This window comes from Vibrio sp. R11-SG3-ISO9, from assembly GCF_059834255.1.
Genome location: NZ_JCBDGU010000012.1, coordinates 78,054 through 102,312, shown reverse-complemented (window position 1 = coordinate 102,312; position 24,259 = coordinate 78,054). Strand labels below are relative to the sequence as shown.

19 protein-coding genes and 1 pseudogene are annotated in these 24,259 nt (G+C 46.5%); 7 read left to right on the top strand and 13 right to left on the bottom strand.

Annotation, left to right across the window (positions count from 1 at the left end; genetic code table 11):
- Window positions 1-2 precede the first annotated feature (2 nt).
- From aroK to pilM, 6 genes and pseudogenes are all read right to left on the bottom strand, one after another.
- Window positions 3-521, bottom strand: coding sequence for a shikimate kinase AroK (gene aroK, locus AC6R05_RS04905; protein WP_032550005.1), 519 nt, complete (start codon window positions 519-521; stop codon window positions 3-5).
- A 174-nt stretch (window positions 522-695) separates the two neighbouring features.
- Window positions 696-2,327 (bottom strand): annotated as a pseudogene (locus AC6R05_RS04900) (type IV pilus secretin PilQ); the annotation flags it as partial.
- A 125-nt stretch (window positions 2,328-2,452) separates the two neighbouring features.
- On the bottom strand, window positions 2,453-2,971 hold the full coding sequence (locus AC6R05_RS04895) for a pilus assembly protein PilP (RefSeq protein WP_500646722.1): 519 nt from the start codon (window positions 2,969-2,971) through the stop codon (window positions 2,453-2,455).
- Window positions 2,958-3,551 carry a type IV pilus inner membrane component PilO gene (locus AC6R05_RS04890; RefSeq protein ID WP_500646721.1) on the bottom strand — a complete coding sequence of 198 codons (594 nt, stop codon included), beginning with the start codon at window positions 3,549-3,551 and terminating at the stop codon, window positions 2,958-2,960. The genes AC6R05_RS04895 and AC6R05_RS04890 overlap by 14 nt, the downstream gene beginning before the upstream one ends.
- Window positions 3,544-4,143 (bottom strand): PilN domain-containing protein, encoded by a 600-nt coding sequence (locus AC6R05_RS04885; protein ID WP_500646720.1) that lies wholly within the window; start codon window positions 4,141-4,143, stop codon window positions 3,544-3,546. Before AC6R05_RS04885 ends, AC6R05_RS04890 begins: the two co-directional genes overlap by 8 nt.
- Window positions 4,127-5,152, bottom strand: coding sequence for a type IV pilus assembly protein PilM (gene pilM / locus AC6R05_RS04880; RefSeq protein WP_500646719.1), 1,026 nt, complete (start codon window positions 5,150-5,152; stop codon window positions 4,127-4,129). Before pilM ends, AC6R05_RS04885 begins: the two co-directional genes overlap by 17 nt.
- Before the next feature lie 147 nt (window positions 5,153-5,299).
- On the opposite strand from pilM, the gene AC6R05_RS04875 reads away from it, so the two are divergent.
- Window positions 5,300-7,858, top strand: a complete 2,559-nt coding sequence (locus AC6R05_RS04875) for a penicillin-binding protein 1A (protein WP_500646718.1) — start codon at window positions 5,300-5,302, stop codon at window positions 7,856-7,858.
- 84 nt (window positions 7,859-7,942) lie between these two features.
- Here AC6R05_RS04875 and oxyR read toward each other — a convergent pair whose 3' ends face one another.
- The gene (gene oxyR, locus AC6R05_RS04870) at window positions 7,943-8,830 is read right to left on the bottom strand and encodes a DNA-binding transcriptional regulator OxyR (RefSeq protein ID WP_500646717.1); all 888 of its coding nucleotides are present in this window, start codon (window positions 8,828-8,830) and stop codon (window positions 7,943-7,945) included.
- 205 nt (window positions 8,831-9,035) lie between these two features.
- On the opposite strand from oxyR, the gene AC6R05_RS04865 reads away from it, so the two are divergent.
- A complete protein-coding gene (locus AC6R05_RS04865; protein WP_032549993.1) occupies window positions 9,036-9,764 on the top strand; it encodes a glutathione peroxidase in 729 nt (242 codons plus the stop codon).
- 200 nt (window positions 9,765-9,964) lie between these two features.
- Window positions 9,965-11,431 carry a dihydrolipoyl dehydrogenase gene (locus tag AC6R05_RS04860; RefSeq protein WP_500646716.1) on the top strand — a complete coding sequence of 489 codons (1,467 nt, stop codon included), beginning with the start codon at window positions 9,965-9,967 and terminating at the stop codon, window positions 11,429-11,431.
- A 385-nt stretch (window positions 11,432-11,816) separates the two neighbouring features.
- On the opposite strand, the gene AC6R05_RS04855 is transcribed toward AC6R05_RS04860, so the two are convergent.
- Window positions 11,817-12,179 carry a RidA family protein gene (locus tag AC6R05_RS04855; RefSeq protein WP_032549991.1) on the bottom strand — a complete coding sequence of 121 codons (363 nt, stop codon included), beginning with the start codon at window positions 12,177-12,179 and terminating at the stop codon, window positions 11,817-11,819.
- Window positions 12,180-12,266: 87 nt separating this feature from the next.
- Between AC6R05_RS04855 and AC6R05_RS04850 the strand changes: the two genes are divergently transcribed.
- Window positions 12,267-12,530 carry a DUF3624 domain-containing protein gene (locus AC6R05_RS04850; RefSeq protein ID WP_500646715.1) on the top strand — a complete coding sequence of 88 codons (264 nt, stop codon included), beginning with the start codon at window positions 12,267-12,269 and terminating at the stop codon, window positions 12,528-12,530.
- Between the two features lie 208 nt (window positions 12,531-12,738).
- Here the strand turns inward: AC6R05_RS04850 and argH are convergent, their stop codons facing one another.
- From argH to argC, 4 genes are all read right to left on the bottom strand, one after another.
- Window positions 12,739-14,613 (bottom strand): argininosuccinate lyase, encoded by a 1,875-nt coding sequence (argH, locus tag AC6R05_RS04845; protein WP_032549990.1) that lies wholly within the window; start codon window positions 14,611-14,613, stop codon window positions 12,739-12,741.
- Between the two features lie 325 nt (window positions 14,614-14,938).
- Complete coding sequence (locus AC6R05_RS04840) at window positions 14,939-16,150, bottom strand: argininosuccinate synthase (RefSeq protein ID WP_032549988.1); 1,212 nt, start codon at window positions 16,148-16,150, stop codon at window positions 14,939-14,941.
- A 124-nt stretch (window positions 16,151-16,274) separates the two neighbouring features.
- On the bottom strand, window positions 16,275-17,063 hold the full coding sequence (argB, locus tag AC6R05_RS04835) for an acetylglutamate kinase (RefSeq protein ID WP_390520805.1): 789 nt from the start codon (window positions 17,061-17,063) through the stop codon (window positions 16,275-16,277).
- An 11-nt stretch (window positions 17,064-17,074) separates the two neighbouring features.
- A complete protein-coding gene (gene argC, locus AC6R05_RS04830) occupies window positions 17,075-18,079 on the bottom strand; it encodes an N-acetyl-gamma-glutamyl-phosphate reductase (RefSeq protein ID WP_500646714.1) in 1,005 nt (334 codons plus the stop codon).
- 153 nt (window positions 18,080-18,232) lie between these two features.
- On the opposite strand from argC, the gene argE reads away from it, so the two are divergent.
- From argE to AC6R05_RS04815, 3 genes are all read left to right on the top strand, one after another.
- Window positions 18,233-19,369 (top strand): acetylornithine deacetylase, encoded by a 1,137-nt coding sequence (gene argE / locus AC6R05_RS04825; protein WP_500646713.1) that lies wholly within the window; start codon window positions 18,233-18,235, stop codon window positions 19,367-19,369.
- 262 nt (window positions 19,370-19,631) lie between these two features.
- On the top strand, window positions 19,632-22,268 hold the full coding sequence (ppc, locus tag AC6R05_RS04820; protein ID WP_172974251.1) for a phosphoenolpyruvate carboxylase: 2,637 nt from the start codon (window positions 19,632-19,634) through the stop codon (window positions 22,266-22,268).
- A 359-nt stretch (window positions 22,269-22,627) separates the two neighbouring features.
- Entirely contained in the window at window positions 22,628-23,167 is a 540-nt protein-coding gene (locus AC6R05_RS04815) for a PadR family transcriptional regulator (RefSeq protein WP_032549984.1), read from the top strand.
- Between the two features lie 96 nt (window positions 23,168-23,263).
- Here AC6R05_RS04815 and metF read toward each other — a convergent pair whose 3' ends face one another.
- Complete coding sequence (gene metF, locus AC6R05_RS04810; RefSeq protein WP_500646712.1) at window positions 23,264-24,163, bottom strand: methylenetetrahydrofolate reductase; 900 nt, start codon at window positions 24,161-24,163, stop codon at window positions 23,264-23,266.
- Window positions 24,164-24,259 lie beyond the last annotated feature (96 nt).

Below are 24,259 nucleotides of genomic sequence, written 5' to 3'. Positions count from 1 at the left end.
ACTTAACGTTCTTCTAGCATTTTTACGATCTGGTTGGCTACCACTTTTGCACTTTGATCGTCAGTACGAACTGTGTAGTCCGCCACTTCTTCGTATAGTGCGTTGCGAGTCATTGCTAGATCTTCTAGCACATCACGCGGGTTATCCGTTTGAAGTAGAGGGCGCTTCTTATCGCGGTTTGTGCGCGCAAGTTGCTTTTCAATTGTTGTTTCAAGGTAAACAACAATACCTCGTGCAGATAGACGATTGCGATTTTCTTTGCTCATTACTGAACCACCGCCTGTCGCAAGAACAATACCTTGCTCTTCTGTCAGATCGTTGATTACAGATTCTTCGCGTTTACGGAAACCTTCTTCACCTTCTACATCAAATACCCAAGCGATGTCTGCGCCAGTGCGCTCTTCGATCACAGTATCAGAGTCTAGAAACTCCATGTGCAGTTGGGAAGCTAGGTGTCTACCAATTGTACTTTTGCCGGCGCCCATTGGGCCAACAAGAAAAATATTGCGTTTCTCAGCCATGTTTAGCAGTAATTTACAACGTTAATTCAATGACATCGCCACAAGGTAGGTCAGTAGTAATACTGAAATTAAAAGGCCCGTGGCACCGATTCCTCACAGATAATTCGTGATAAGACCCGAAATTATCAAGGTTAGGTGCCACTAATGCAACTTTATTTTTGATCTAATTGTCCGTTACTGAATCACAACTTTAGGTGTAACAAAGATCAACAGCTCACTTTTCCCTACATTTTCATAACTTCGGCGAAATAATGCGCCTAAAAGCGGTAAATCACCAAGAACTGGCACCTTATCAACGGTATTACTCACACTATGTTGAAAAATCCCTCCCAACACTACGGTTTCTCCGTTGTTGACCAAAACCTGTGTGCCAATTCTCTGAGTATCTATTGCCACCGCTTCGCCTGTACCGGTTTTCACTACTTGTCCGGGCCTATCTTGGGTCACGCTGAGATCCAGCACCAAGCGGTTATCTGGGGTTATCTGTGGCGTCACCTTAAGGCTCAATACTGCCTTCTTGAATGATACCGATGTCGCACCACTCGAAGACGATTCTAAGTAAGGGATTTCTGTTCCCTGCTCAATATAGGCAGGTTTCTTATTAGTGGTGATTAAACGAGGACTGGAGATGATCTCCGCTTTTGACTCTTGTTGAAGTGCCGATAATTCCAAATCAAGCAAGGTGTCTGAGCCCAGCTTGGCCACTTGAAAAGCAATGCTCGATGCATTCGGGGAGGTTGCGCCAAGGTTGACGTTGAGATAGTTATCGAGCGCGCTGGAATCATCACCGCTATCGCCACCATTATAGGGCTGGATTGTCGGATAATTACCTTCAATCGAGCCTCCGACTTTAAAGCTGCCATTGGTTGATGAAACGCCCCAACGCACACCAAGCTCATCTAGATTCCCTTCGGTGACGGTAACGATTCTCGCCTCAATCTGAACCTGTTTTACTGGAATATCGAGTGACTCGATAATTTCTCGGATCACCGAAATGTTCTCAGCGAGCTCTCGAATCAACAAAGAGTTAGTGCGTTCATCAATGGTAATGCTGCCTCTATCAGAGAGCATGCTAACGGTTCCATCACCACCAATCATATCGGCAATATCTGTGGCTTTGGCAAAGTTAATTTTAATGATCTCTGACTTCAACTCCCCTAGCTCTTGCTCTAGTCTTGATTTTTCAAGGGCTTGCTGTTCTCGTAGATCGAGTTCGGCTCTCGGAGCTACCAGTATCACATTACCATCAACTCGCTTATCGAGCCCTTTGACCTGAAGAATGATGTCCAGCACTTGCTGCCATGGCACACCATCAAGGCGCAGTGTGAGGTTGCCAGATACAGAATCAGACACCACCAAGTTAAAATCGTTATAGTCAGCGATAAGCTGCAATACGTTCCGCACAGGGATATCTTGGAAGTTAATCGAGATGAGCTTGCCCTCTCTGTCAAGAATACTCTTCTTAGGTTCATCCTCAGCTATTGTAGGGGCGCTGATCACCACCTCGATTTCACGCCCGTTAATCTGATACTCATAGTCGTAATCAGCATTGATGCTTGCGAATAAACGGGTACTCGGTGTTTCTCTAAATACCTCAATCTCTTCCACCAAGGTTGAAAAGTCCTTCACATCTAAAAGGTAGAGTTTGTCATCTGCGACTTGGGTATTAAGTAGCTCAATACTGAGTCCCTCTTGAGCTTTCTGCACGTCGACGACCGTACTACTTGTGGCCAACTGAATAACAATCACAGCTTCACGAGCTTGATTAACTCTAAAATCGATACTCTTTAGTTCATTGGGTTGCGTTTGTGCTTTGACCCCAACCGTGACGCAACATAGCAACACAACGAAAACAGCTTGGTGCATCCGGCTCAATAACCGACTTAATCCTTTAATCATATCTACATCTCTATCCACGGCATGTGGTTGGTTTATTTGAGAGCTAAGCGGACACTGCGTCGATGCCAACAACCTAGACCATCTGGAAGGGTTTCATTAATCAATACGTACTGACTGGTGACTTTGGTAATACGCCCACTGTTCAAGCCGATGAATTGGCCTTTCTGAACCTTGACGACGCTCCCTTTGGGAGTTTGAACAAGACCAGAGATTTGACTGCCGCTGCCCATGACTCCCTTGAGCCGCAACTGCTCTAGCGGATACTTTTCTAACTTGCCCGTGCGACTGCGTCGAGTTGGCTGCCAACAATCTTTTTTCGCTTTGGGCTGAGTCAGTACCAGCGCCTCTTTGGGCAGTTCAAATGGTGGACGATGCGTCCTTTGCTGATATTGCGCGGCAATGAACTCAGAAGTAGGACTTAGCTGCTCGACGTCTTTGCGTGCTCTTGCCTCGACCTGGACAACAAACTCCTCTAGAGAGTCTTGGTTTGCCTTACACCCGACGACGGTAGAAACAATCAACAGCACCAGCAGCGATCTAACGAGACTCATCTTTGACCTCTGCCTTGAATTGGTAGGTGTATGCACGAACACGGAAATGCAAAGTACTGCTCTCTTGGCTAACTCTTTGCCAAGTCACATCATCAAAACTGATAATGCGCGGTAGCTTGGCGATAGCGGCAGAAAAATCACCGATTTCATGGTAGTCACCCGTCAGCTCAATATTCAGTGGTAGTCGATACAGAAAGGCCTTGTTCTCTTTCGCCCCCCAGTCAATACGAGTAAAAGTGAGGTTGTTGTCTAAGCCGAGCTCATTCACCGAGGCCAACATACTCGCTAACTCTTTTTGAACTGGCAGCTGTTCAAGTAGGTAGTCGTAGCGACTGGTCAATTCATCAAGTTGGTTCTGTAACGCAGGCAAGGTGGCCACTTTATTGGCTTTGATCCTGAGGGTGGTCTTTAAGGTCTGTTCTTGCTGCTTCATCTGATCAAGTTCGTCATTGAGTGGCATCACATAGAACCAAGCGCCGAAACCTTGAATAACCAGCATCAACAAAACAATCACCAACATCTGTGGTAGCAGTGGCCACTCAGTGATTTCGTCAACATCGAGATCTTGAAAGTTAACCATGCGACGCCTCTTGAGCTTTGCTTCGTATTCGCGTCTGTTTTATAGAGGGCGAGACAAAGCCAAATGAGACCTTAAAGGTTTGAAATTCTTTATTAAAGCGCTTGCGATTGTGCACAATTGAGTGCATTTCAACATTGCTGAGGGAGGCGGAACGTTCTAGGTTATCGAGCATAGTGGCGAGCCGTGCTGTGCTGTCACTGATACCCGACATCTCTATCTCTTGCCCATTCATCTTAATCTTATCGACGTAAACTCCTTCCGGAATAAGTTCGGGCATCAGGTTCATAAAGTGGGTGGTTTTGTTGCGACCAGACTGAAGTGATTCAACGACATCTAGGCGAGTTAAAATGGCTTTGTGCTCACGCTCCGCCACTTTCAAAGAACGAATCTGTTTATCTAGCTGGTCGATATATTGCTCAAGATAGATAAGACGTGCTTGCTGACGAGCTTTCTCTTGTTGGAAGTAATGCCCGATGGCCCACTGCCCCATAACCGCAACTAAGGTTCCTAAGATCACCAATTGAATGAAGCGTTTCTTGTGCTGTGCTCTTAGCTCATCACGCCAAGGAAGAAGGTTAATTTGATGCAACATGCTTCACTCCTTGCCACTTCACACCACTCACTGCAATGCCAGCCGCAATACCAAAGGCATGACGGTCCATGCTCTTGTAGCGTTTGTTAGAGGCTTTATTCTCAAAGAGCGCTAAGGGATTAAGCGTTTCACACGCGAGCTGAAAATGGCGTTCCAACTGCTCTGCAAGCATCGGGGTTTCCGCTCCCTCTCCCATCAGCCAGATTCCTTTCAGTGCTTGAAGAGAGTTGGCCGATGCGTAGAGCTGAAACTGGCGTTTGAGCTTTTCGATCAAGTTCACGGTAAAGGCTTGAGTCTGCTCTGCAGAGGTAAAGGGAGTCATGTGCTCCCCAATGTGGCCTGCCTGATAAAGCGCTTGAGTACCAAAGGCTATATCTTTGAAAAATGGAATCCCGCTTTGCGGAATGAGACCAAGTGAGGTTTGATTGACCCCAATATCGATCATTATCCAGCTCTGCTTCTCTGGATAAAGCCGGGTTGCCAACTGCCAGATGTGAAGTAGTCCATGAGCTTGGGTATCTACCATAATCGGACGAAAACCAGCTTTAGTCAGCGCTTGGGAGCGACTCTCCACCACTTCTTTGCGCGTTGCATAAACCTGATAACTGGTGGTTGAGCCATTTCCAAATCGCTTATCGTCCAGTTTAATGAAATCTAGGCTCAGCTCCTCAATCGGAAAAGGTGATTGGTGGGCAAAAGTTTGATAAATAGAAAACTCTTTTTCTCGGTCTTCTAGGTCACTTTCTATCTGCAATACTTTGCTAATCACGGTATTATCTGGGACTGAAATAGCAGCGTGACGGCAGCCAAAGGGTAAGCCTTTCCTAAGTTCTTTGAGTTTCTTTACAGTTTTCTGATACTCCAAGGTGTGGTTATCTGTGAAAATGTCGTCCGTAATAGGCAGTTCTTTGTATCCCACTACGGCATATAACTCTCCAACGGGCTTTAATACCACAGCTTTGATGCTGTGATTGTTTATATCTATACCTGTAACTAATGACGAACCCATACCAGCTCCTGACATGCCAAGCATTTCGTTGCTTATATAGGGGTTGTGATTATTGGTTAAATAAGCGTTAATAAACGAAAGCTAAGTTTTTAGTCTAGAGTACAAGGGTTTGCTGCTTATCAGCCTTAACTAATCAGGGATTATCCGGTGAAGTTCATAAAGCGATTATTCATATTTACATTGGTTTGCATGATTCTTGGAGTCAGTACAATTTTTGGTTTTTACTATTACGTAAAACCAGAATTGCCAGATGTCGCGACGCTACGCGATGTTGAGCTTCAAACGCCAATGCAGGTCTTCAGTCAAGACGGCAAATTGATCTCTCAATTTGGTGAAAAGCGACGCAACCCTGTCAGCTACGACGAAATCCCTCGTCATCTAGTTGAAGCACTCATCGCTACCGAAGATAGCCGCTTCTACGACCACCCAGGTATCGACCCGATTGGCATTACTCGTGCTGCGATTGTTGTTGCTATGTCAGGCTCAGCAAAGCAAGGGGCTAGTACCATTACCCAACAGCTTGCGCGTAACTTCTTCTTATCGAATGAGAAAAAGATCATGCGTAAGATTAAAGAGATCTTCATTGCGATCCACATTGAGCAGCTACTCAGCAAAGAAGAAATCATGGAACTGTACGTGAACAAGATCTTCTTGGGTCACCGCTCTTATGGCTTCGGTGCTGCTGCACGCGTTTATTTTGGTAAAGATCTTCCGGATCTAACCCTAAGTGAAATCGCAACGCTGGCTGGTATGCCAAAAGCACCATCGACGATGAACCCTATCTACTCACTAGAGCGTGCGACCAATCGCCGTAATGTAGTTTTAGGCCGAATGCTGGATGAGAAGTACATTACTCAGGAAGAGTATGATGAAGCGCGTGCTGAAGAGTTAGTATCAAAATACCACGGTGCAGAGATCGAATTGAGCGCACCTTATGTCGCAGAAGTCGCTCGTGCTTGGATGGTAGAGCGCTACGGTGAAGACGCTTATACATCGGGTATGAAGGTCTACACGACAGTTGATTCAACTCTACAAGATGCAGCAAACCGCGCCGCTATTACGAACCTTCTTAACTACGATGAGCGACACGGCTATCGTGGTGCAGAAAAAGTACTGTGGCAAACCGAACAAGCGGCTTGGGAACAAGAACAAATTGTTAAACACCTAAGATCACAACCAACCTATGGTGATCTAACGCCTGCAGTCGTAACCAAAGTAGATGCTCAAAGCGCTCACGTTTGGGTTAAAAACCAAGGCGAAGGCGTGATTGAGTGGCAAGGCATGAACTGGGCTCGTAAGTTCCTAACTGACGACCGCCAAGGCCCTGCCCCATCAAACGCAAAAGAGATCTTAGCTGTTGGTGAGCAGATCTGGGTACGCAGCGAAGCGATCTCAGGTAAAGAAGCGACAGCCGAAGAGAGTGAAGAAGCCACTGAAATCGCTAAAGCGGCACCAACTAACTGGCGTCTAAGCCAAGTGCCAAACGCAAACACCGCGTTTGTTGCGATGAACCCAGACAATGGTGCTGTGCTATCTATGGTGGGTGGCTTTAACTTTGTTCACAACAAGTTTAACCGCGCGACTCAATCAATCCGTCAAGTGGGCTCAGGTATCAAACCTTTCATCTACTCAGCGGCTATCGACAAAGGCTTAACACTGGCATCACTGATTAACGACGCGCCAATTAACCAATGGGACAAGAGCCAAGGTACTGCATGGCGTCCAAAGAACTCTCCACCAACGTATGTAGGTCCAACTCGTCTTCGTATTGGTTTAGCGCAATCGAAAAACGTAATGGCGGTACGTGTACTGCGCGAAGTGGGCTTAGATGATACTCGTAACTATCTGACTCGCTTTGGTTTTGATATTGATGAAGTACCTCGTTCTGAAACCATCGCACTCGGTGCTGGTAGCTTAACGCCAATGAAAGTTGCACAGGGTTACTCGGTATTTGCTAATGGCGGTTACTATGTTGAACCTTTCTACATCAGCCGCGTTGAAAGCCCATTTGGTGAGGTAGAGTTTGAAGCATCACCAAAAGTGGTTTGTCACCAAGATTGCGAAACGACTCTAGAAACGGATCCAATTGCTGACGAGTTCGCAGAGCAAGACGTGGATGCAGAAACCCAATATGCACCGCAAGTTATCTCTGAACAGAATGCATTCCTAGTTCGTGAGATGCTGTACAGCAACATCTGGGGTGGTGGTAACTGGCGTGAAGGTACGGGTTGGAACGGTACAGGCTGGCGTGCACAACCACTAAAACGTCGAGACATCGGTGGAAAAACCGGTACTACCAACGACTCAAAAGACACATGGTACAGTGGTTACGGCCCTGGCATTGTCGCGACAGTATGGGTTGGTTTTGATAACCATAACCGTAACTTAGGTCGCACTAAGAACAACAGCAATCTAGGTAAGAACCAAATCACAGGTGCAGAAGCAGGCGCTAAAACCGCTCAACCAGCTTGGGTCGACTTTATGGGCTTAGCTCTGAAAGATGTGCCAGCACAGCGCAAAGATATCCCAGAAGATATTGTGCGTGTGCGTATCGATAGAGATACTGGTCTCCTGACCAACAAGTCAGATGGTTCTTCGATGTTTGAGTACTTCGTAAAAGGCACTGAGCCTACTGAGTACATCAGCGAGCGCTTTGGTGATGATATCTACTCATCATCGGGTGAAGCGGAAGAAGAACTGTTCTAATCCAACACTAAGCACCAATTAAAGAGGGCTGATACCTAATAAGTATCAGCCCTCTTTTTATCTATAGCTTTAAGCTCTCAGATGTTATTTTTCAAGTTGTGTGCGAATCGCTTCTGCAAGCTGTTCGAATCGACCACGCAGTGGTGAACCCGGTCGGTATGCCACAACAATACGGCGAGAAGGCGTTGGATTAACCGCAGGTACGTAACATACTCCATCCTTTTTCTTCTCAGCTGGCAGAGAAAGCTCTGGCAGTAGTGTAATACCCGCCCCCGCTGCAACCATGTTACGCAGGGTCTCTAGGCTGGTCGCTTTAAAGCGCTCATCGTCTCTTGCTCCTGCCGCGAAACAGAAACCCAATGCTTGGTCGCGCAGACAGTGGCCATCACCCAGTGCGAGTACGGTTTTACCATTAAGCTGGAGCATATCGACGCTATCTTGTTCCGCCCATTCATGGTCACATGGAACCGCAACACTTAATGGCTCATCGTAAACATCGATCTCTTTAAAAATAGCTGTCTCATCTACCGCAGCTAACACCAGACAATCGAGCTTGCCATCCTCTAGCTGACTCACGAGTTGGTGTGTTTGTGCTTCGTGAAGAAACAGCTCAAGTTCTGGGAACTGCTCTTTTAGGTGAGGAACAATCTTAGGCAATATGTATGGACCCACTGTCGGAATGAAGCCGATATGCATAGGCCCTGTCATCGCATCGCCATGACCACTCGCCATATCTTTAAAGGTCTTCACCTCATTCAAGATACGCTTCGCCTGCTCCACCAGCTGCAAACCAGACTCAGTAAAAATCACCTTCCTTGGGCTGCGTTCAGTCAGTTGTAATCCAATCTCCTCTTCAAGCTTACGGATCTGACCGCTTAAAGTAGGCTGACTAACAAAGCACGCCTCTGCGGCTTTTCGAAAATGTTTATGCTCGGCTAAAGCCACCAAGTATTCAAAGTCACGAATGTTCATGATTGGTCTCTTACCTAAGGTGTAAAAAATGCACTTCCTGTAAAAGAAAGCTCTTAATAGAAAATACCTATCAAAACCATAACATCAAACGATTAGAGCTATCAAAGGATTTATCTAATAATGGGCTCAACAAAACGAAACAGAGCGCAGAAAAACGCTAAGCTCTATACGAACCAAATTAAAAGTAATCTCTAAGGAAACCATTATGTTTGCATCTAAAGAAGGTCAATCAATTCCTCAAGTAACATTCCCTACTCGCCAAGGTGATGCTTGGGTAAACGTTACAACAGAAGAGCTATTCAAAGACAAGACGGTTATCGTATTTAGCTTACCGGGTGCGTTCACACCAACTTGTTCTTCAAGCCACCTACCGCGTTACAACGAGCTTTACTCGGTATTTAAAGAAAATGGTGTTGATGACATTCTGTGTGTATCAGTGAATGACACTTTCGTAATGAACGCTTGGAAAGCAGACCAAGAAGCTGAAAACATCACCTTCATTCCAGACGGTAACGGTGACTTCACAGACGGCATGGGCATGCTAGTTGAGAAGAACGATATTGGCTTTGGCAAACGTTCATGGCGCTACAGCATGCTGGTTAAAAACGGCGTGGTAGAGAAAATGTTCATCGAAGAAGACGTACCAGGCGACCCGTTCAAGGTTTCTGATGCTGACACTATGCTTAACTACATTGCACCTGAGCACAAAGAGCAAGAATCAATCACTGTATTCACTAAACCAGGTTGCCCATTCTGTATGAAAGCAAAACAGAACCTTATCGACAAAGGCCTAAACTACGAAGAAGTGGTACTAGGTAAAGATGCAACAACAGTAAGTCTACGTGCTATCTCTGGTCGCTCTACGGTTCCTCAAGTCTTCATCGGTGGTAAACACATCGGTGGTAGCGAAGAGCTAGAAGCTTTCCTAGGCTAATCACTGCTAAACGGCCAACCCGCTCACTTGTGGGTTGGCTAACCCTATCGGGTTGAATCAAGCTTGTGGCTCGCATTATCCACAGTCACAAGCTAAACCTAATAAAACAAACCACAAAACGTCACCATCCTGACTCTTAATACATCATCGGAGTTGGAGGGATTCGTTTACGTTTAATTTAATCATTGCGGGAAATTATTATGAAACAAGTCAATGTAGATGTCGCAGTTATCGGGGGCGGTACAGCTGGTCTAGGTTCGTACCGTGCTGCAAAAGCACACACTGACAGTGTAGTGATGATTGAGGGTGGCCCATACGGCACCACTTGTGCTCGAGTTGGGTGTATGCCTTCTAAGTTGCTGATTGCAGCAGCGGAAAGTGTTCACCAAATCGAAAAAGCACCGGCATTTGGTGTGCATCCGCAAGGTGAAATTGTCATCAATGGCCGCGAAGTGATGGACCGAGTGAAACGCGAACGTGACCGTTTTGTTGGTTTTGTTTTAGAAGGCGTGGATGAAATCCCAGAGCAAGACAAAATCGTTGGCTATGCCAAGTTCCTAAACGACAACACGCTTCAAGTGGATGAGCATACGATCGTGAATGCGAAACGCATTGTGATAGCAACTGGCTCTCGCCCTGCATACCCTGCCGTTTGGAATGAACTAGGCGACCGCCTAATCATTAACGACGACGTATTCAGCTGGGATGATTTACCAGAGTCCGTTGCCGTATTTGGCCCTGGTGTTATTGGCCTAGAGCTTGGTCAGTCGCTACATCGATTAGGTGTTAAGACCAAACTGTTTGGTTTGGGTGGTCAAGTTGGTCCAGTAACTGACCCAGAGATCATGGCTTACGCCGATAAGGCCTTCAACGAAGAGTTTTACCTAGATGCTGACGTAAAAATCGAAAGCATGAAGCGTATTACCACTGAATCCGGTGAGCCACGTGTCGAAATCCAATTCATCAATCAACAAGGTGAACTAGAAACCAACATCGTTGAGTACGTGCTAGCAGCAACAGGTCGTCGTCCTAATACTGATAAACTTGGTCTAGAGAACACCTCTCTTGAGCTTGATGAACGTGGTGTGCCAGTTGCAGACCATTACACGCTTCAAACATCGCTACCATCAATATTTATTGCGGGTGATGCAAGTAACCAACTACCTCTGCTACATGAAGCAGCAGACCAAGCACGCATCGCCGGTGACAATGCAGGTCGTTTCCCAGAGATTCGAGCAGGGCTACGCCGCTCTAAAATCTCAGCTGTATTCTCTGACCCGCAAATCGCGATGGTTGGCGAAACCTACAAAGAGATCACCACGCGTTTAGGCACATGTGGCTGTTTCGCAACCGGTGAAGTCTCTTTCGAGAACCAAGGCCGATCACGAGTGATGCTACGCAACAAAGGTATTCTGCACGTCTACGGCGAGCAAGGTACAGGTAGGTTCCTTGGTGCTGAGATGATGGGACCAAACGCAGAACACTTGGCGCACTTGTTAGCATGGGCACACCAGAACAAGATGACAGTTTCAGAAATGCTGGACATGCCGTTCTACCACCCAGTGATTGAAGAAGGCGTTCGAACTGCACTGCGTGATCTGAATGCGAAACTGCACTTAGGCCCAGAGATGGTGAAACACTGTCTAGACTGTGGTCCAGGTTGTTAATTGCTGTTAATTAAAACAGATAGAAAACACTAGATACTAAAAAGGAAAGCCAATGGCTTTCCTTTTTGTTTTTGGCAGCGAGCAAATAACAGATTCCCGACTGCGCTCCTTCGTCACTATCGGGAATGACGTGATTTAATTAAGCAACTAAACCAAGGCTTAAGCCGTCATTCCAGAACCGAGGGACGAGGTATCTGGAATCTCTCGTCACACATAAACAGAGATTCCCGACCACGTTCCTTCGTCACTATCGGGAATGACGTTGCTTTTATTACATAGCAAACCCGAAGACCTATAAGAACAGCGCATCAGCTCATCAAGCTTTAACCCGTCATTCCAGAATCGAGGAACGAGATGTCTGGGATCTCTTGCGTTGCTCGAAAGATTAACAGCAGCTGCTGTTCTTCTCTGCAGCAATCACAGAGATCTCAACCAATAGCGCTTCACGAGCCATATCAGCCGTTACACAAGCGCGAGCTGGTGCGTGACCTTCTGGAACCCATGCGTCCCATACTGCGTTCATCTCTTGGAAGTCGTCCATTGTTTTTAGGTAGATCGTTGCTGACAGCATGTGCTCTTTGTCACTGCCCGCTTGCTCAAGCAGAGTCTCAACCTTGTCTAACATAGTTTGAGTTTGCTCTTTAATACCTTGAGTTGCGTCTGCACACACTTGACCACATAGGTAAATCGTACCGTTGTGCTTTACGATACGGCTCATACGTTGTTTGGTTTCTTGACGTTCAATCATCACTTTCTCTCTCGGTGTCACCGTGATTAACCATAGGGTGACGTGTTATTATCAAAGACCATTAGGATAACGCGAATTCAACCCAAGATGACATGTAAGCATTGCAATAAAAGCGAAAAAATCCGCGATAAGCTCGGACGATGTCAGCGCTGCATGAATCAGCTCATGGTGTTGTCGATTTTAAGTTGGGGAACTTGGTGGCTATTTTTCTCAGACCAACCCAAGAGCATTAATGCTATCGCTCTTTTGATGGCCGCCAGCGCCTTTAGTGGCTTGCTTATGATCCATTGGATCATGAAGTGGTTGATCCTACCAAGAAGAAGCAAGCGAAAAAGATCGTCGACAAGATAAACAAGGCCGATACTAGGCTCAATAATTAGAAAATAGCTCGGAGCAAATCGCAGGCATAAAAAAAGCCCTGAAGCCAATCGGTTTCAGGGCTTTCTTAGAAAATTCTAAGAAAAAGCAGTGGTACTTTAATAGACCGTGCTTCCCTTAATTTGTTCCCAGAAAAACGATCTTTTTTTATCTTTTTTCTAAGAACTTTAAAATCAACACGTTATGCAACGTTTGTCTTAGCAATCACTTGTTCGACTAGATTTACTTCCAGTGCAACTTCATCACAAGCATGCTGACGAGGACACTGGTCACAATCTTTAAGTACTTTCTCAGGCAGTAACGACTTCGATGTTGGCAAGAAGTCATGCTTCATAAAGAACTCTGGAGTACGTGTCAGAACAAAGACTTTCTTGATTGCCATTTGGCGCGCTTTCTCTACAAGATGTTGAACAATCGCTGAACCTTGTCCCTGACCTTGCCAACCCGCTTCGACACCCAGAGAGCGAATCTCCGCTAGACCAGAGTCATAAACATAAAGCGATGCGCAACCTGTCACTTCACCATGATGCTCAGCTACCGCAAATGAGCCAATATCGCGCACGAGTTCATTGCGTGAGCGTGGCAGGTTCTCGCCCATATTCGCCCAGTAAGCAACCATGCCTTCCAGCGCTTCAACATCAGTCAAGCGCGCAGGACGCACCTTAACAATAGAGGTATCACGCTGCGCGAGACGCTTCTCGGCTTGGTCGACAGCAAAAGCCACCTGTTTTGGTGATACGCCACCCAGAGCACTACGCTTCTCAAGACACGATTCAATCGTCAGGATGTCATACACATCCTCTTCAATCACCTCAGAGAATTCTTTCATCTCTGCGATAGACAGCTCTTCCAGAGCGCAGCCTTTGGCAATCGCTGCGACAACAGTTACACCAACAATATGGTGCGCTTCACGGAAAGGAATACCCTTCGCTACAAGATAATCAGCCAGCTCAGTTGAGTTTGCGTAACCTTGCTTCGCTGCTTCTAGTGTACGCTCACCGTTGACTTTGATGCCGTCGAAACAAAGCGCCGCCATCTCCATACAGTCGTTCCAAGTATCTAGAGCATCAAATAGACCCTCTTTGTCTTCCTGCATGTCTTTGTTGTAAGCCAAAGGTAGAGCTTTAACTGTCATCATCATGCCAGCAAGTGAACCGTATACACGGCCGGTTTTACCACGGATAAGCTCAAGCGCATCTGGGTTTTTCTTCTGTGGCATCAGAGATGAACCAGATGTCACTGTATCAGCTAACTCGATGAAGTTTGATTCACCAGAGTTGTAGAAAATCATATCTTCAGCAAGACGCGACAGATGAAGCATAGAGATAGAAGCAATCGACATCAGCTCCATCACATGGTCACGGTCAGACACTGAATCTAGAGAGTTACGTGTTGCACGACGGAAACCTAAGTTATGCGCCAGCGCTTCACGGTCCATTGGGTATGCAGTACCCGCAAGCGCACCAGAACCCAGAGGACAAGTATCAAGACGCTTAATTGCATCATTCAAGCGCGAGTAATCACGTTCGAACATCTCAACGTATGCCAGACACCAGTGAGCGAAGGTGACAGGCTGTGCACGTTGAAGATGGGTATATCCCGGTAGCACGGTTCCTTGATGCTGCGCAGCCACATTCACCATTTGGCTTTGAAGGCGATCAAGCGCAATCAACAGTTGTTGACCTTGCTGACGACACCAAAGTTTCAGGTCGGTCGCCACTTGGTCGTTACGAGAACGGCCAGTGTGTAGCTTCTTACCAAGGTCACCAACCTTACCGATCAGCTGTTGTTCAACCCAGCTGTGAATATCTTCTGCGTCTGAACGTAGGATTTGCTCAGGATCTTCCATCACCTCTAACTTCAGCTCATTCAACGCAAGCTCAAGCTTTTGCTGCTCTTCTGCAGTTAGAACGTTGACTGATAGTAGAGCTTTTGACCAGGCAATAGAGCCCACAATGTCTTGCTCAGCCAAGCGGTAGTCAAAACGAAGTGAATCGTTAAAATCTTTAAACCGTGTATCTGCTGCTTGGGTAAATCTCCCGCCCCATAATGCCATTGCGTATCTCCTAATTGCCCAGTGCTCACTGTGTTTTGCAAATAATAAGTCTGATAGAAATTCAGTCTTTTTCTAATGGTTTAAACTTACGGCAAATCAGATTAAAAATAAAGTATAAATTCATTATTTTTACATATTTATTCACCGGTAGCTGATAAAAACGATTTTTCATCACCATACTGATGCGACTAATAGCCATAATGGGCCGATTATATGCCATCCAAACTTAAAAACCGATGCTCAATCACCCAACAAAAAGCCCACTCGCTAAACCAATAGCGAGTGGGCTTTGAACAATTTCTAGTATCTTAAGTAACTATATTTGTTACTTTTGGCTGTTTAGAGCACGGATACGGCTTGATAGAGAGTAAAGGCGGATGAAGCCTTCTGCATGACTTTGGTCGTAAACTTCATCTTCACCAAAGGTTGCGAACTCTTCTGAGTATAGGCTGTTGTCAGAACGCTTCTGAGTCACCGTTGCGTGGCCTTTGTATAGCTTAACAACCACTTCACCATTCACGTCTTGTGCTAGCTCTTCTGTTGCCGCTAGGATTGACTTACATAGCGGAGTGAACCAACGACCATCGTATACAAGGTGAGAAGCCTTAACACCTAGCTCTTCACGGAATTCGAATGCTGCTTTGTCTAGCACAAGTTGCTCAACCGCACGCAGCGCTTCCATGATGATCGTGCCCCCTGGAGTTTCGTAACAACCACGAGACTTCATACCTACAAGACGGTTTTCTACGATATCGATACGACCAACACCGTGCTTCGCGCCTTTTTCATTTAGGTAAACCAGTGCGTTGTATGGCGTCATTGCTTCGCCGTCTACTGCAACCACTTCACCCTTTTCAACTTTCAGCGTTACTGTTTCAGATTCGTTTGGTGCTTGCTCTGGATCTACTGTCCACGCCCAGCAATCTTCGTTTGGTGCATTCCATGTATCTTCTAGTACGCCACCCTCTGTAGAGATGTGCCACGCGTTCGCGTCACGCGAGTAGATCTTAGTTAGAGAAGCAGTACAAGGGATGTTACGCTCTGCTAGGTAGTCTAGACACTCTTCACGGCTCACAAGATCCCACTCACGCCATGGTGCAATTACGTGTAGATCTGGTGCTAGTGCAGCAAATGCGCCTTCGAAACGAACTTGGTCGTTACCTTTACCCGTACAGCCGTGACATAGTGCGTCTGCACCCACTTTACGTGCAACTTCAACCTGCGCTTTAGCAATAATTGGACGAGCCATCGAAGTACCTAGAAGGTATTTACCTTCGTAGTAAGCACCGGTTTTTAGCGTTGGGAAGATGTAGTCTGCAACCATCTCTTCTTTTAGGTCTGCGATGTAACACTCAGACGCACCAGACGCTTTTGCTTTCTCTTCAATGCCTTCTAGCTCTTCTGCGCCTTGACCAACATCGGCCACGAACGCCACAACCTCACAGTCGTAGTTCTCTTTTAACCACGGAATGATTACCGAAGTATCTAGACCGCCAGAATAGGCTACAACAACTTTATTAACTTTAACCTTGCTCATTTGAGTTTCTCCTAAATTCCCGGGCCTGCACTTTGGCGGTCAGCTCCTCGGGGTTTATCCATTCGACTTAATTAATTCTTTAACTTCACTTTCTGAGTTCAGAAGCTACTGAGATAAAAACATGTTACTGAGGTAAAAACTGAGTACCGATGCTTTCACCTGAAAATAGTTGTGCTAGCTTGTCTGGGTAGCGCCAGGTCGCGACTTCAATCGGACGGCCAAGGTCATTGGCTGCTTCAAGTGCCGCTTGTACTTTAACGATCATGCCGTCGGTGATGACTTTGCCTTCAATCAGCTCATCCGCTTGTTGTTGGCTTAAGCTCGGAATAAGGTGACCTTTTCCATCAAGAACGCCGCTCACATCTGATAACAGTACCAGCTCTGCATCCAATGCCCCCGCGACAGCAACAGCAGCTTGGTCTGCATTGACGTTCATCAGTTGCCCTTGGTCTGTCAGACCGATCGAGCTGATGATTGGCAGTGCGCCCGTATCAAGGATGGCTTGCAGAACCTGAGAATTACCCGGTGCTGCTTTACCTACTGCGCCCAATTCAGGATCTAACTCGCTTATTTGACATAGGCCGCCATCAGCAAGGCTTAGACCTACAGCATTGAGACCATCTTTGATCGCTTGGCCTTGAAGAAGCTTATTTGCTGTTCCTGCTAGTGCGCCAGCAATCACAGGAATCTGATCATAAGGCGTCACACGTAGGCCCTGCTTTTTTACGGTCTCTAGATTGAGCTTGCCCATCAGCTCATCAACCAGGTAGCCACCGCCATGAACGATGACGATAGGTCGCTGCGCTTGCTGTTTGTATTGTGAAATTGCCCCGAAAAGCTTGCTCAACGTTTCGCTACAAGACAGTGCAGCGCCACCTAACTTTATGATTAATGGTTGATTATTTTGGCTCATTAGAGAATTCCTTACACTAGCGCAGTTAATGGCGCAAAGCCATACCGTAAATTTAAACACTGCATCGCTTGGCTAGATGCACCCTTCAATAAGTTATCAATCGCTGAAACAACGATGATGTGTTGACCCTGAACCTTCCATCCCAAATCACAGAAAGGAGTATGTTCAACGTCTTGAATTCTTGGCAGTGTTTCTTCGAGCAATCTCACTGCTGGCTTATCTTGGTAAGCAGTGGCAAACACCTGCTGTACTTGCTCTTCAGTCACGCCATCTGCCAACTTCATGGTGATGGTCGCTAAAATGCCACGCTTAAAGTTTCCTAGGTGCGGCGTAAAAATAACATCGCAGCCCAAGTGCGCTGCAATTTCAGGTTGGTGACGGTGATTGAATACACCGTAAGGCTGTAAGCTCACTTCACAGAAGCTATTGACCATGCTTGCCTTGCGACCTGCGCCACTTACACCACTGGTTGCGTTAATCACAGGCCATTGGTTCTCATCTAGCAGCTTGCTTTCTACCAAAGGCTTAATTGCCAGTTGAGAAGCTGTTGGGTAACAACCTGCGACAGCAACCAATTGTGCTTCTTTAATTTCAGCTTCATTCCACTCAGCCAGTCCATAGGCAGCGCTATCTAGCCACTGCTCATGCTGATGCTCAAAGCCGTAAAAATCTTGATAGAAGTTTTCACCCTTAACTCTGAACGCGCCTGATAAGTCGAAAACTTGGCAACCGTTCTCTAGAAAAATCGGCGCAAGGTCATGACTAACCTCGTGTGCTGTCGCTAGGAAAACCACATCCGCCTCTTTAGCTACACTAACTGGGTCGACTAATGGCTCGACTGGCATATCGATTAGACCTGCCAATTTTCCGTGCAGGCTAGAAATCGGTTTACCCGCATCTACACTGTTGGCGGAGACAAACAAACCTGATAGCGTTAACTCAGGGTGTCTGTTTACCATCAGAGCCAGTTCTGCTCCTGTGTAGCCGCTTGCGCCAATGATCGTGGTTTTCAACATTCTCACACATCCATTCTTGAGGTAAGTTATAGTTCAAATTTGACTAATCATACTTAATTTTTGGTTTTATTTGATTTTTTATTCACTAAATATGATTTAATATGTGTTTTACCGCCTTATGGTTTTTCTGTCAATAGTAGAAGTGAAGATATTATGCAATTACCCAGTTTTCTTGAGGTCTACCAGGGCCTAATTTCCACCGATTCGATCAGCTCAACCGATCCAAGTTGGGATCACGGTAACGAGAAGGTCATCGAGAAGATGGCTCAATGGTTTAAAGACTTAGGCTTTAATGTTGAAGTCGTGGAGGTCGAGCCCGGCAAGCATAATATGGTGGCAAAGATGGGCTCTGGCGAAGGTGGCTTACTGCTCGCAGGTCACAGTGATACGGTTCCGTTTGATGAAGGGCGTTGGAACTTCAACCCTCATGCACTGACAGAACACAACAATCGCTTCTACGGATTGGGCACAGCAGACATGAAAGGCTTCTTCGCGTTTATTTATGAAGCGGTAAAGAAGATTGACTGGAGTAAGCAGACCAAGCCTCTCTATGTACTGGCGACTTGTGACGAAGAGACCACTATGCTCGGTGCTCGTCACTTCACCGATAATGCCCCTTTTAAACCGGATTACTGCATCATTGGTGAACCGACTAGCCTAGTGCCGATTCGTGGTCATAAAGGCCATGTAGCGAATGCGGTACGAGTAACCGGTAAATCCGGCCACTCTTCTGACCCAGCGCTCGGCGTGAACGCCATTGAGATCATGCATGAAGTGCTGTTTGCTCTGATGCAACTTCGCGACAAGCTCATCAAAGAGTATCACCACCCAGGATTCGCGATTCCTAGCCCGACACTCAATCTTGGTCACATCCACGGTGGCGACAGTGCCAACCGTATTTGTGGCTGTTGTGAACTGCACTACGATGTGCGTCCTCTTCCAGGCATTAGTTTGGATGGTTTGGACAACATGCTGCGCAATGCGCTTAAAGAAGTAGAGGCTAAGTGGCCGGGAAGAATTGAGATCACTCCGCTGCACGAGCCGATTCCGGGTTATGAGTGTCAGCATGATCATCCATTTATTGGTGGCATGGAGTCGGTATGTGAAACCGAGTCACAAACCGTGAACTACTGTACTGAAGCACCTTTCTTGCAGCAGCTATGTCCAACTCTGGTGCTAGGACCGGGTTCTATCGACCAAGCACACCAGCCAGATGAATTCTTGAGCTTTGACTTCATCGATCCAACCATCAATATTTTGAGTAAGTCGATCTATAAATATTGTTTCTAGCTATTGCGCGATAACTCAATATCGCTCGCAGTATCGAACAAAAGCGACCTCGAAAGGTCGCTTTTGTGCTGTTTTGATATCATCATCGTGAATTTGTAATTAAATTTCACCTTCGTTCTCTCAGAAAAGAAAATTTATCGCTTCGCCATTTATATAACCAATAATTGCAAACTTAGGATGCTTTATTTGACTAGATACAGCAGTTTTCGCTAGATTGTGTACCTAACAAGGAACAATGGATGTAATTTTTTTACGAGGCAGGATGACAATGAACGAGAAATACGCCGCTCTCAAGAGTAACGTGAGCATGCTAGGACGCTTGCTAGGTAACACTATTCAAGACGCGCATGGCGACGTAATCCTAGAGAAAGTGGAAACTATCCGTAAACTTTCCAAGTCAGCTCGAGCAGGCAACCAAGCTGACCGCGACAGCCTAGTTGAAGAGATCAAAAATTTACCGAACGAGCAACTCACCCCTGTCGCTCGTGCTTTCAACCAATTTCTAAACCTCACCAACATGGCGGAGCAATACCACACCATTTCTCGCCACTGTGAAGAGCACGTTTGTGAACCAGACGTACTTCAATCTCTGTTCTCTAAGCTAAACCAAAATGACATCAGCAAACTCGATGCTGCTCAAGCCGTTCGCGACCTGAATATCGAGTTAGTACTGACCGCTCACCCAACTGAAATCACTCGTCGCACCATGATCAACAAGCTAGTTAAGATCAACGAGTGTCTATCAAAGCTTGAGCTGAGCGACCTATCAAACAAAGAGCGCGTGAAAACTGAACGTCGTCTAGAGCAACTGATCGCTCAAGGCTGGCACTCAGACGTGATTCGCCAACAGCGCCCAACTCCGCTTGATGAAGCGAAATGGGGCTTTGCAGTCGTAGAAAATTCTCTTTGGGAAGCCGTACCAGATTTCCTACGTGAAATGGATGGTCGCCTAAAAGGTTTCCTTGGCGAAGGCCTACCTATCGATGCTCGCCCGGTTCACTTCTCATCTTGGATGGGTGGTGACCGTGACGGTAACCCGTTTGTTACGCACTCAATCACTAAAGAAGTACTGCGCCTATCTCGCTGGAAAGCCGCTGATCTTTACCTAGGTGACATCAACGAGCTGATCACTGAACTGTCGATGACGAAGTGCAACGACACTGTACGAGAACTGGCTGGCGACGAGCACGAAGCCTACCGAGCGATCCTTAAGAGCCTACGTACGCTGCTTACGGACACGCTCGAAGTACTTGACGCAAAACTGCACGACGCAGAAGTACCGAAGAAGACCACACTACAGAATATCGACCAACTGTGGACACCGCTTTACGCATGTTACCAATCGCTACATGAGTGCGGCATGGGCGTCATCGCAGACGGTTCACTGTTAGATACACTGCGCCGTATCAAAGCATTTGGCGTACACCTAGTTCGTCTTGATATCCGCCAAGAGAGCACACGTCACTCAGACGTTCTTTCTGAGCTAACTCGCTACCTAGGTATCGGTGACTACGATCAGTGGAGCGAGCAAGACAAGATTGCGTTCCTAACCAACGAGCTAAGCTCTAAGCGTCCACTACTTCCGCGCGATTGGGAGCCATCGGAGCCAGTCAAAGAGGTTTTAGACACCTGTAAGGTGATTGCTGCACAACCTCGTGAAGCCTTTGGTGCTTACGTTATCTCAATGGCTCGCACAGCGTCAGACGTGCTTGCAGTTCACTTACTACTTCAAGAATCAGGCTGTCCGTACCGCATGGACGTATGTCCGTTGTTCGAAACGCTAGACGACTTGAACAACTCTGAAGCGGTAATGAAGCAGCTAATGAGCATCGACCTTTACCGTGGCTTTATCCAGAACCACCAAATGGTCATGATCGGCTATTCTGACTCAGCAAAAGATGCTGGCGTAATGTCTGCAGGTTGGGCGCAATACGATGCAATGGATAAGCTTGTTAAAGCGTGTGAAGAGGAAGGCATTGAGCTGACTCTATTCCACGGCCGTGGTGGTACCGTAGGTCGTGGTGGCGCTCCTGCACACGCCGCACTACTTTCTCAGCCACCAAAGAGCTTGAAAGGTGGTCTGCGTGTAACTGAGCAAGGCGAGATGATTCGCTTTAAGCTTGGCTTACCAGATGTCGCAGTGAACAGCTTTAACCTATACGCAAGCGCAATCCTAGAAGCTAACCTACTTCCACCACCAGAGCCGAAGCAAGAGTGGCGCGATCTGATGGAAGTACTATCACAGGTTTCTTGTGAAGCTTACCGCAACGTAGTTCGTGGCGAAGAAAAATTCGTTCCTTACTTCCGTCAAGCAACCCCAGAGCTAGAGCTTGGTAAACTGCCTCTAGGCTCTCGTCCAGCTAAACGTAATCCAAATGGTGGCGTAGAAAGCCTACGTGCTATCCCTTGGATCTTCTCTTGGAGCCAAAACCGTCTAGTACTACCTGCATGGTTAGGTGCTGGTGAAGCGATTCAATACTCGGTTGATCAAGGCCATCAAGCCCTGCTCGAAGAGATGTGTCGCGAGTGGCCATTCTTCTCGACTCGCTTAGGTATGCTTGAGATGGTTTACTCGAAGTGTAATATGGAGATCGCTAAGTACTACGACCAGCGTTTGGTAGACGAAGAACTATTGCCACTAGGTGAGAAGCTTCGCGAACAACTGCAAAAAGACATCAAAGCGGTGCTAAATGTAGAGAACAATGAAAACCTAATGCAGAGCGACCCTTGGGGACAAGAGTCTATCCGCCTACGTAACATCTACGTTGAGCCGTTGAACATGCTTCAAGCTGAGCTGCTATACCGTACTCGTCAGAGTGAAACGCCACCAGCAGAGCTAGAAGAAGCGCTTATGGTGACGATTGCAGGCATTGCAGCAGGCATGCGCAACACTGGTTAAGCAGAATAATATTCTAAATAAAGAACAAAAGGTCGCCCATGGCGACCTTTTTATTTTACTCAGAAAACACTATTGAGTCTTTTATCAGTTTTTTGGGTTATTTTGTCCATGTATTCTACTTTATGCTTATTATTTAGATATACTACTGCTCCGCTGCGAGAACACTCCAATCAAAATATTTCGTAGCATTGGACTAGGCAAGCTAGTCCGACTAGGTGATAAACGGCTTTATAAGGTGACACAACCAACAACAAAGAGTGTTGGTGCAACTTAGACATAACCCAATATATCGTGCCGCAAGAAGCACACTTGATGTTTAAGTTTTTGTTTACTGTTTATTGACCATTTGGATTGAAGACATGTCATTACCACACGTAATTCTAACCGTTTTAAGTACACGCGATGCTACTGGTTACGATATCACTAAAGAATTCTCAGCAAGCATTGGATACTTCTGGAAAGCTAGCCACCAACAAGTTTACCGCGAGCTCAACAAAATGGCTCAAAATGAACAGGTAACTTGCGTACTAGAACCTCAAGAAGGCAAACCTGACCGTAAAGTTTACTCAATCACAGACGCTGGCCGTCGCGCACTAGGCGAGTGGTTTGAACAGCCAACTGCTCACCCAACTGTACGTGATGAATTCTCAGCAAAATTGATGGCTTGTGCCGTTCAACCATCTGCTGCATACCAAGTACAACTTTCTGAGCTAGTTGAAGAATCACGCAAGCTGGTTTCTCACTACAAAGAGATTGAAGCAGCTTACTACGCAACGCCGTCAACACTAGATAAGCAAGCACGTCTAGAGCGACTAACACTGCGTCGTAACCTACTGATCCGTGAAGCTTGGATCATGTGGGCTGAAGAAGTTCTACTAGAGCTTGAAACGTTAGCGTAAGTTTGACACTGGTGATTTCACCAGAGACTAGATAAGCAAAAGGCTTGAATACTGAGTATTCAAGCCTTTTTTGTATCTGCTGTATAGAGTTGAAGCTTACAGTGCTGCAACCTGAGGGCGCACACCTAGAGTGTGGCAAAGTGCGTAAGTCATCTCAGCACGGTTCAGTGTATAAAAGTGGAAATCCTTCACCCCTTCACGGCTTAGCGTTCTAACCATATCAATCGCTTGGCTCGCACCTACTAGCTGACGCGTTGTTGGGTCATCGTCTAAGCCTTCAAATTGCTTCGCCATCCAACCCGGTACTTTCACATTGTTCATCGCCGCAAAGCGAGACGCTTGCTTAAAGTTAGATACAGGTAGAATGCCCGGAACGATCTCTACATCGATGCCTGCAGCCACACAGCGGTCACGGAAACGCAGATAGCTCTCTACATCAAAAAAGAACTGAGTAATCGCACGGTTAGCACCTGCATCAACTTTACGTTTTAGGTTAAGCAGATCGGCTTGTGCGCTCTTCGCTTCAGGGTGAACTTCAGGGAAAGCGGCAACTGAGATATCGAAGTCATGACGAGTTTTAAGCAGTTTAACAAGGTCTGAGGCATACATTTCTGGCGCACCACCACCTGGAGGAATATCACCACGCAGTGCAACGATACTTTGAATACCATTCGCCCAGTAATCGTCAGCGATCTGAATCAACTCTTCACGGCTTGCATCAATACACGTTAGGTGTGGCGCTGCAACAAGGCCCGTCTGGTCTTTAATCTCTTTGATGATTGAGTGGGTGCGGTCACGCTCACCAGAGTTAGCACCGTAAGTCACCGATACAAACTTAGGCTGTAGTGTTTTCAGACGGTGTACAGAGTTCCACAGTGTCTCTTCCATCTTCTCATTGCTTGGCGGAAAAAACTCAAATGACACATTGATGTTGTCAGAAAGCTCAGCAATGTTCTGATTCAAAGCGTCTATATGACTTGCGTGCGTGTATCCCATCTTACTCTCCCTGTGGCCAACTCAACCACTAAAATCTCAAACCTTCAAACCGACGTTTAGACGTCTATATGTCCACAGAATGTATTGAATACGATT

Coding starts and splice junctions, on each gene's coding strand:
- argC (WP_500646714.1), bottom strand. CDS start 18,079: ATGTTGAAAACCACGATCATTGGCGCAAGCGGCTACACAGGAGCAGAA.
- metF (WP_500646712.1), bottom strand. CDS start 24,163: ATGGGATACACGCACGCAAGTCATATAGACGCTTTGAATCAGAACATT.
- AC6R05_RS04895 (WP_500646722.1), bottom strand. CDS start 2,971: ATGAGTCTCGTTAGATCGCTGCTGGTGCTGTTGATTGTTTCTACCGTC.
- argB (WP_390520805.1), bottom strand. CDS start 17,063: ATGAGCCAAAATAATCAACCATTAATCATAAAGTTAGGTGGCGCTGCA.
- AC6R05_RS04850 (WP_500646715.1), top strand. CDS start 12,267: ATGACATGTAAGCATTGCAATAAAAGCGAAAAAATCCGCGATAAGCTC.
- AC6R05_RS04815 (WP_032549984.1), top strand. CDS start 22,628: ATGTCATTACCACACGTAATTCTAACCGTTTTAAGTACACGCGATGCT.
- AC6R05_RS04855 (WP_032549991.1), bottom strand. CDS start 12,179: ATGATTGAACGTCAAGAAACCAAACAACGTATGAGCCGTATCGTAAAG.
- ppc (WP_172974251.1), top strand. CDS start 19,632: ATGACAATGAACGAGAAATACGCCGCTCTCAAGAGTAACGTGAGCATG.
- aroK (WP_032550005.1), bottom strand. CDS start 521: ATGGCTGAGAAACGCAATATTTTTCTTGTTGGCCCAATGGGCGCCGGC.
- argE (WP_500646713.1), top strand. CDS start 18,233: ATGCAATTACCCAGTTTTCTTGAGGTCTACCAGGGCCTAATTTCCACC.
- AC6R05_RS04890 (WP_500646721.1), bottom strand. CDS start 3,551: ATGGTTAACTTTCAAGATCTCGATGTTGACGAAATCACTGAGTGGCCA.
- AC6R05_RS04840 (WP_032549988.1), bottom strand. CDS start 16,150: ATGAGCAAGGTTAAAGTTAATAAAGTTGTTGTAGCCTATTCTGGCGGT.
- AC6R05_RS04885 (WP_500646720.1), bottom strand. CDS start 4,143: ATGTTGCATCAAATTAACCTTCTTCCTTGGCGTGATGAGCTAAGAGCA.
- AC6R05_RS04865 (WP_032549993.1), top strand. CDS start 9,036: ATGTTTGCATCTAAAGAAGGTCAATCAATTCCTCAAGTAACATTCCCT.
- AC6R05_RS04860 (WP_500646716.1), top strand. CDS start 9,965: ATGAAACAAGTCAATGTAGATGTCGCAGTTATCGGGGGCGGTACAGCT.
- pilM (WP_500646719.1), bottom strand. CDS start 5,152: ATGGGTTCGTCATTAGTTACAGGTATAGATATAAACAATCACAGCATC.
- argH (WP_032549990.1), bottom strand. CDS start 14,613: ATGGCATTATGGGGCGGGAGATTTACCCAAGCAGCAGATACACGGTTT.
- oxyR (WP_500646717.1), bottom strand. CDS start 8,830: ATGAACATTCGTGACTTTGAATACTTGGTGGCTTTAGCCGAGCATAAA.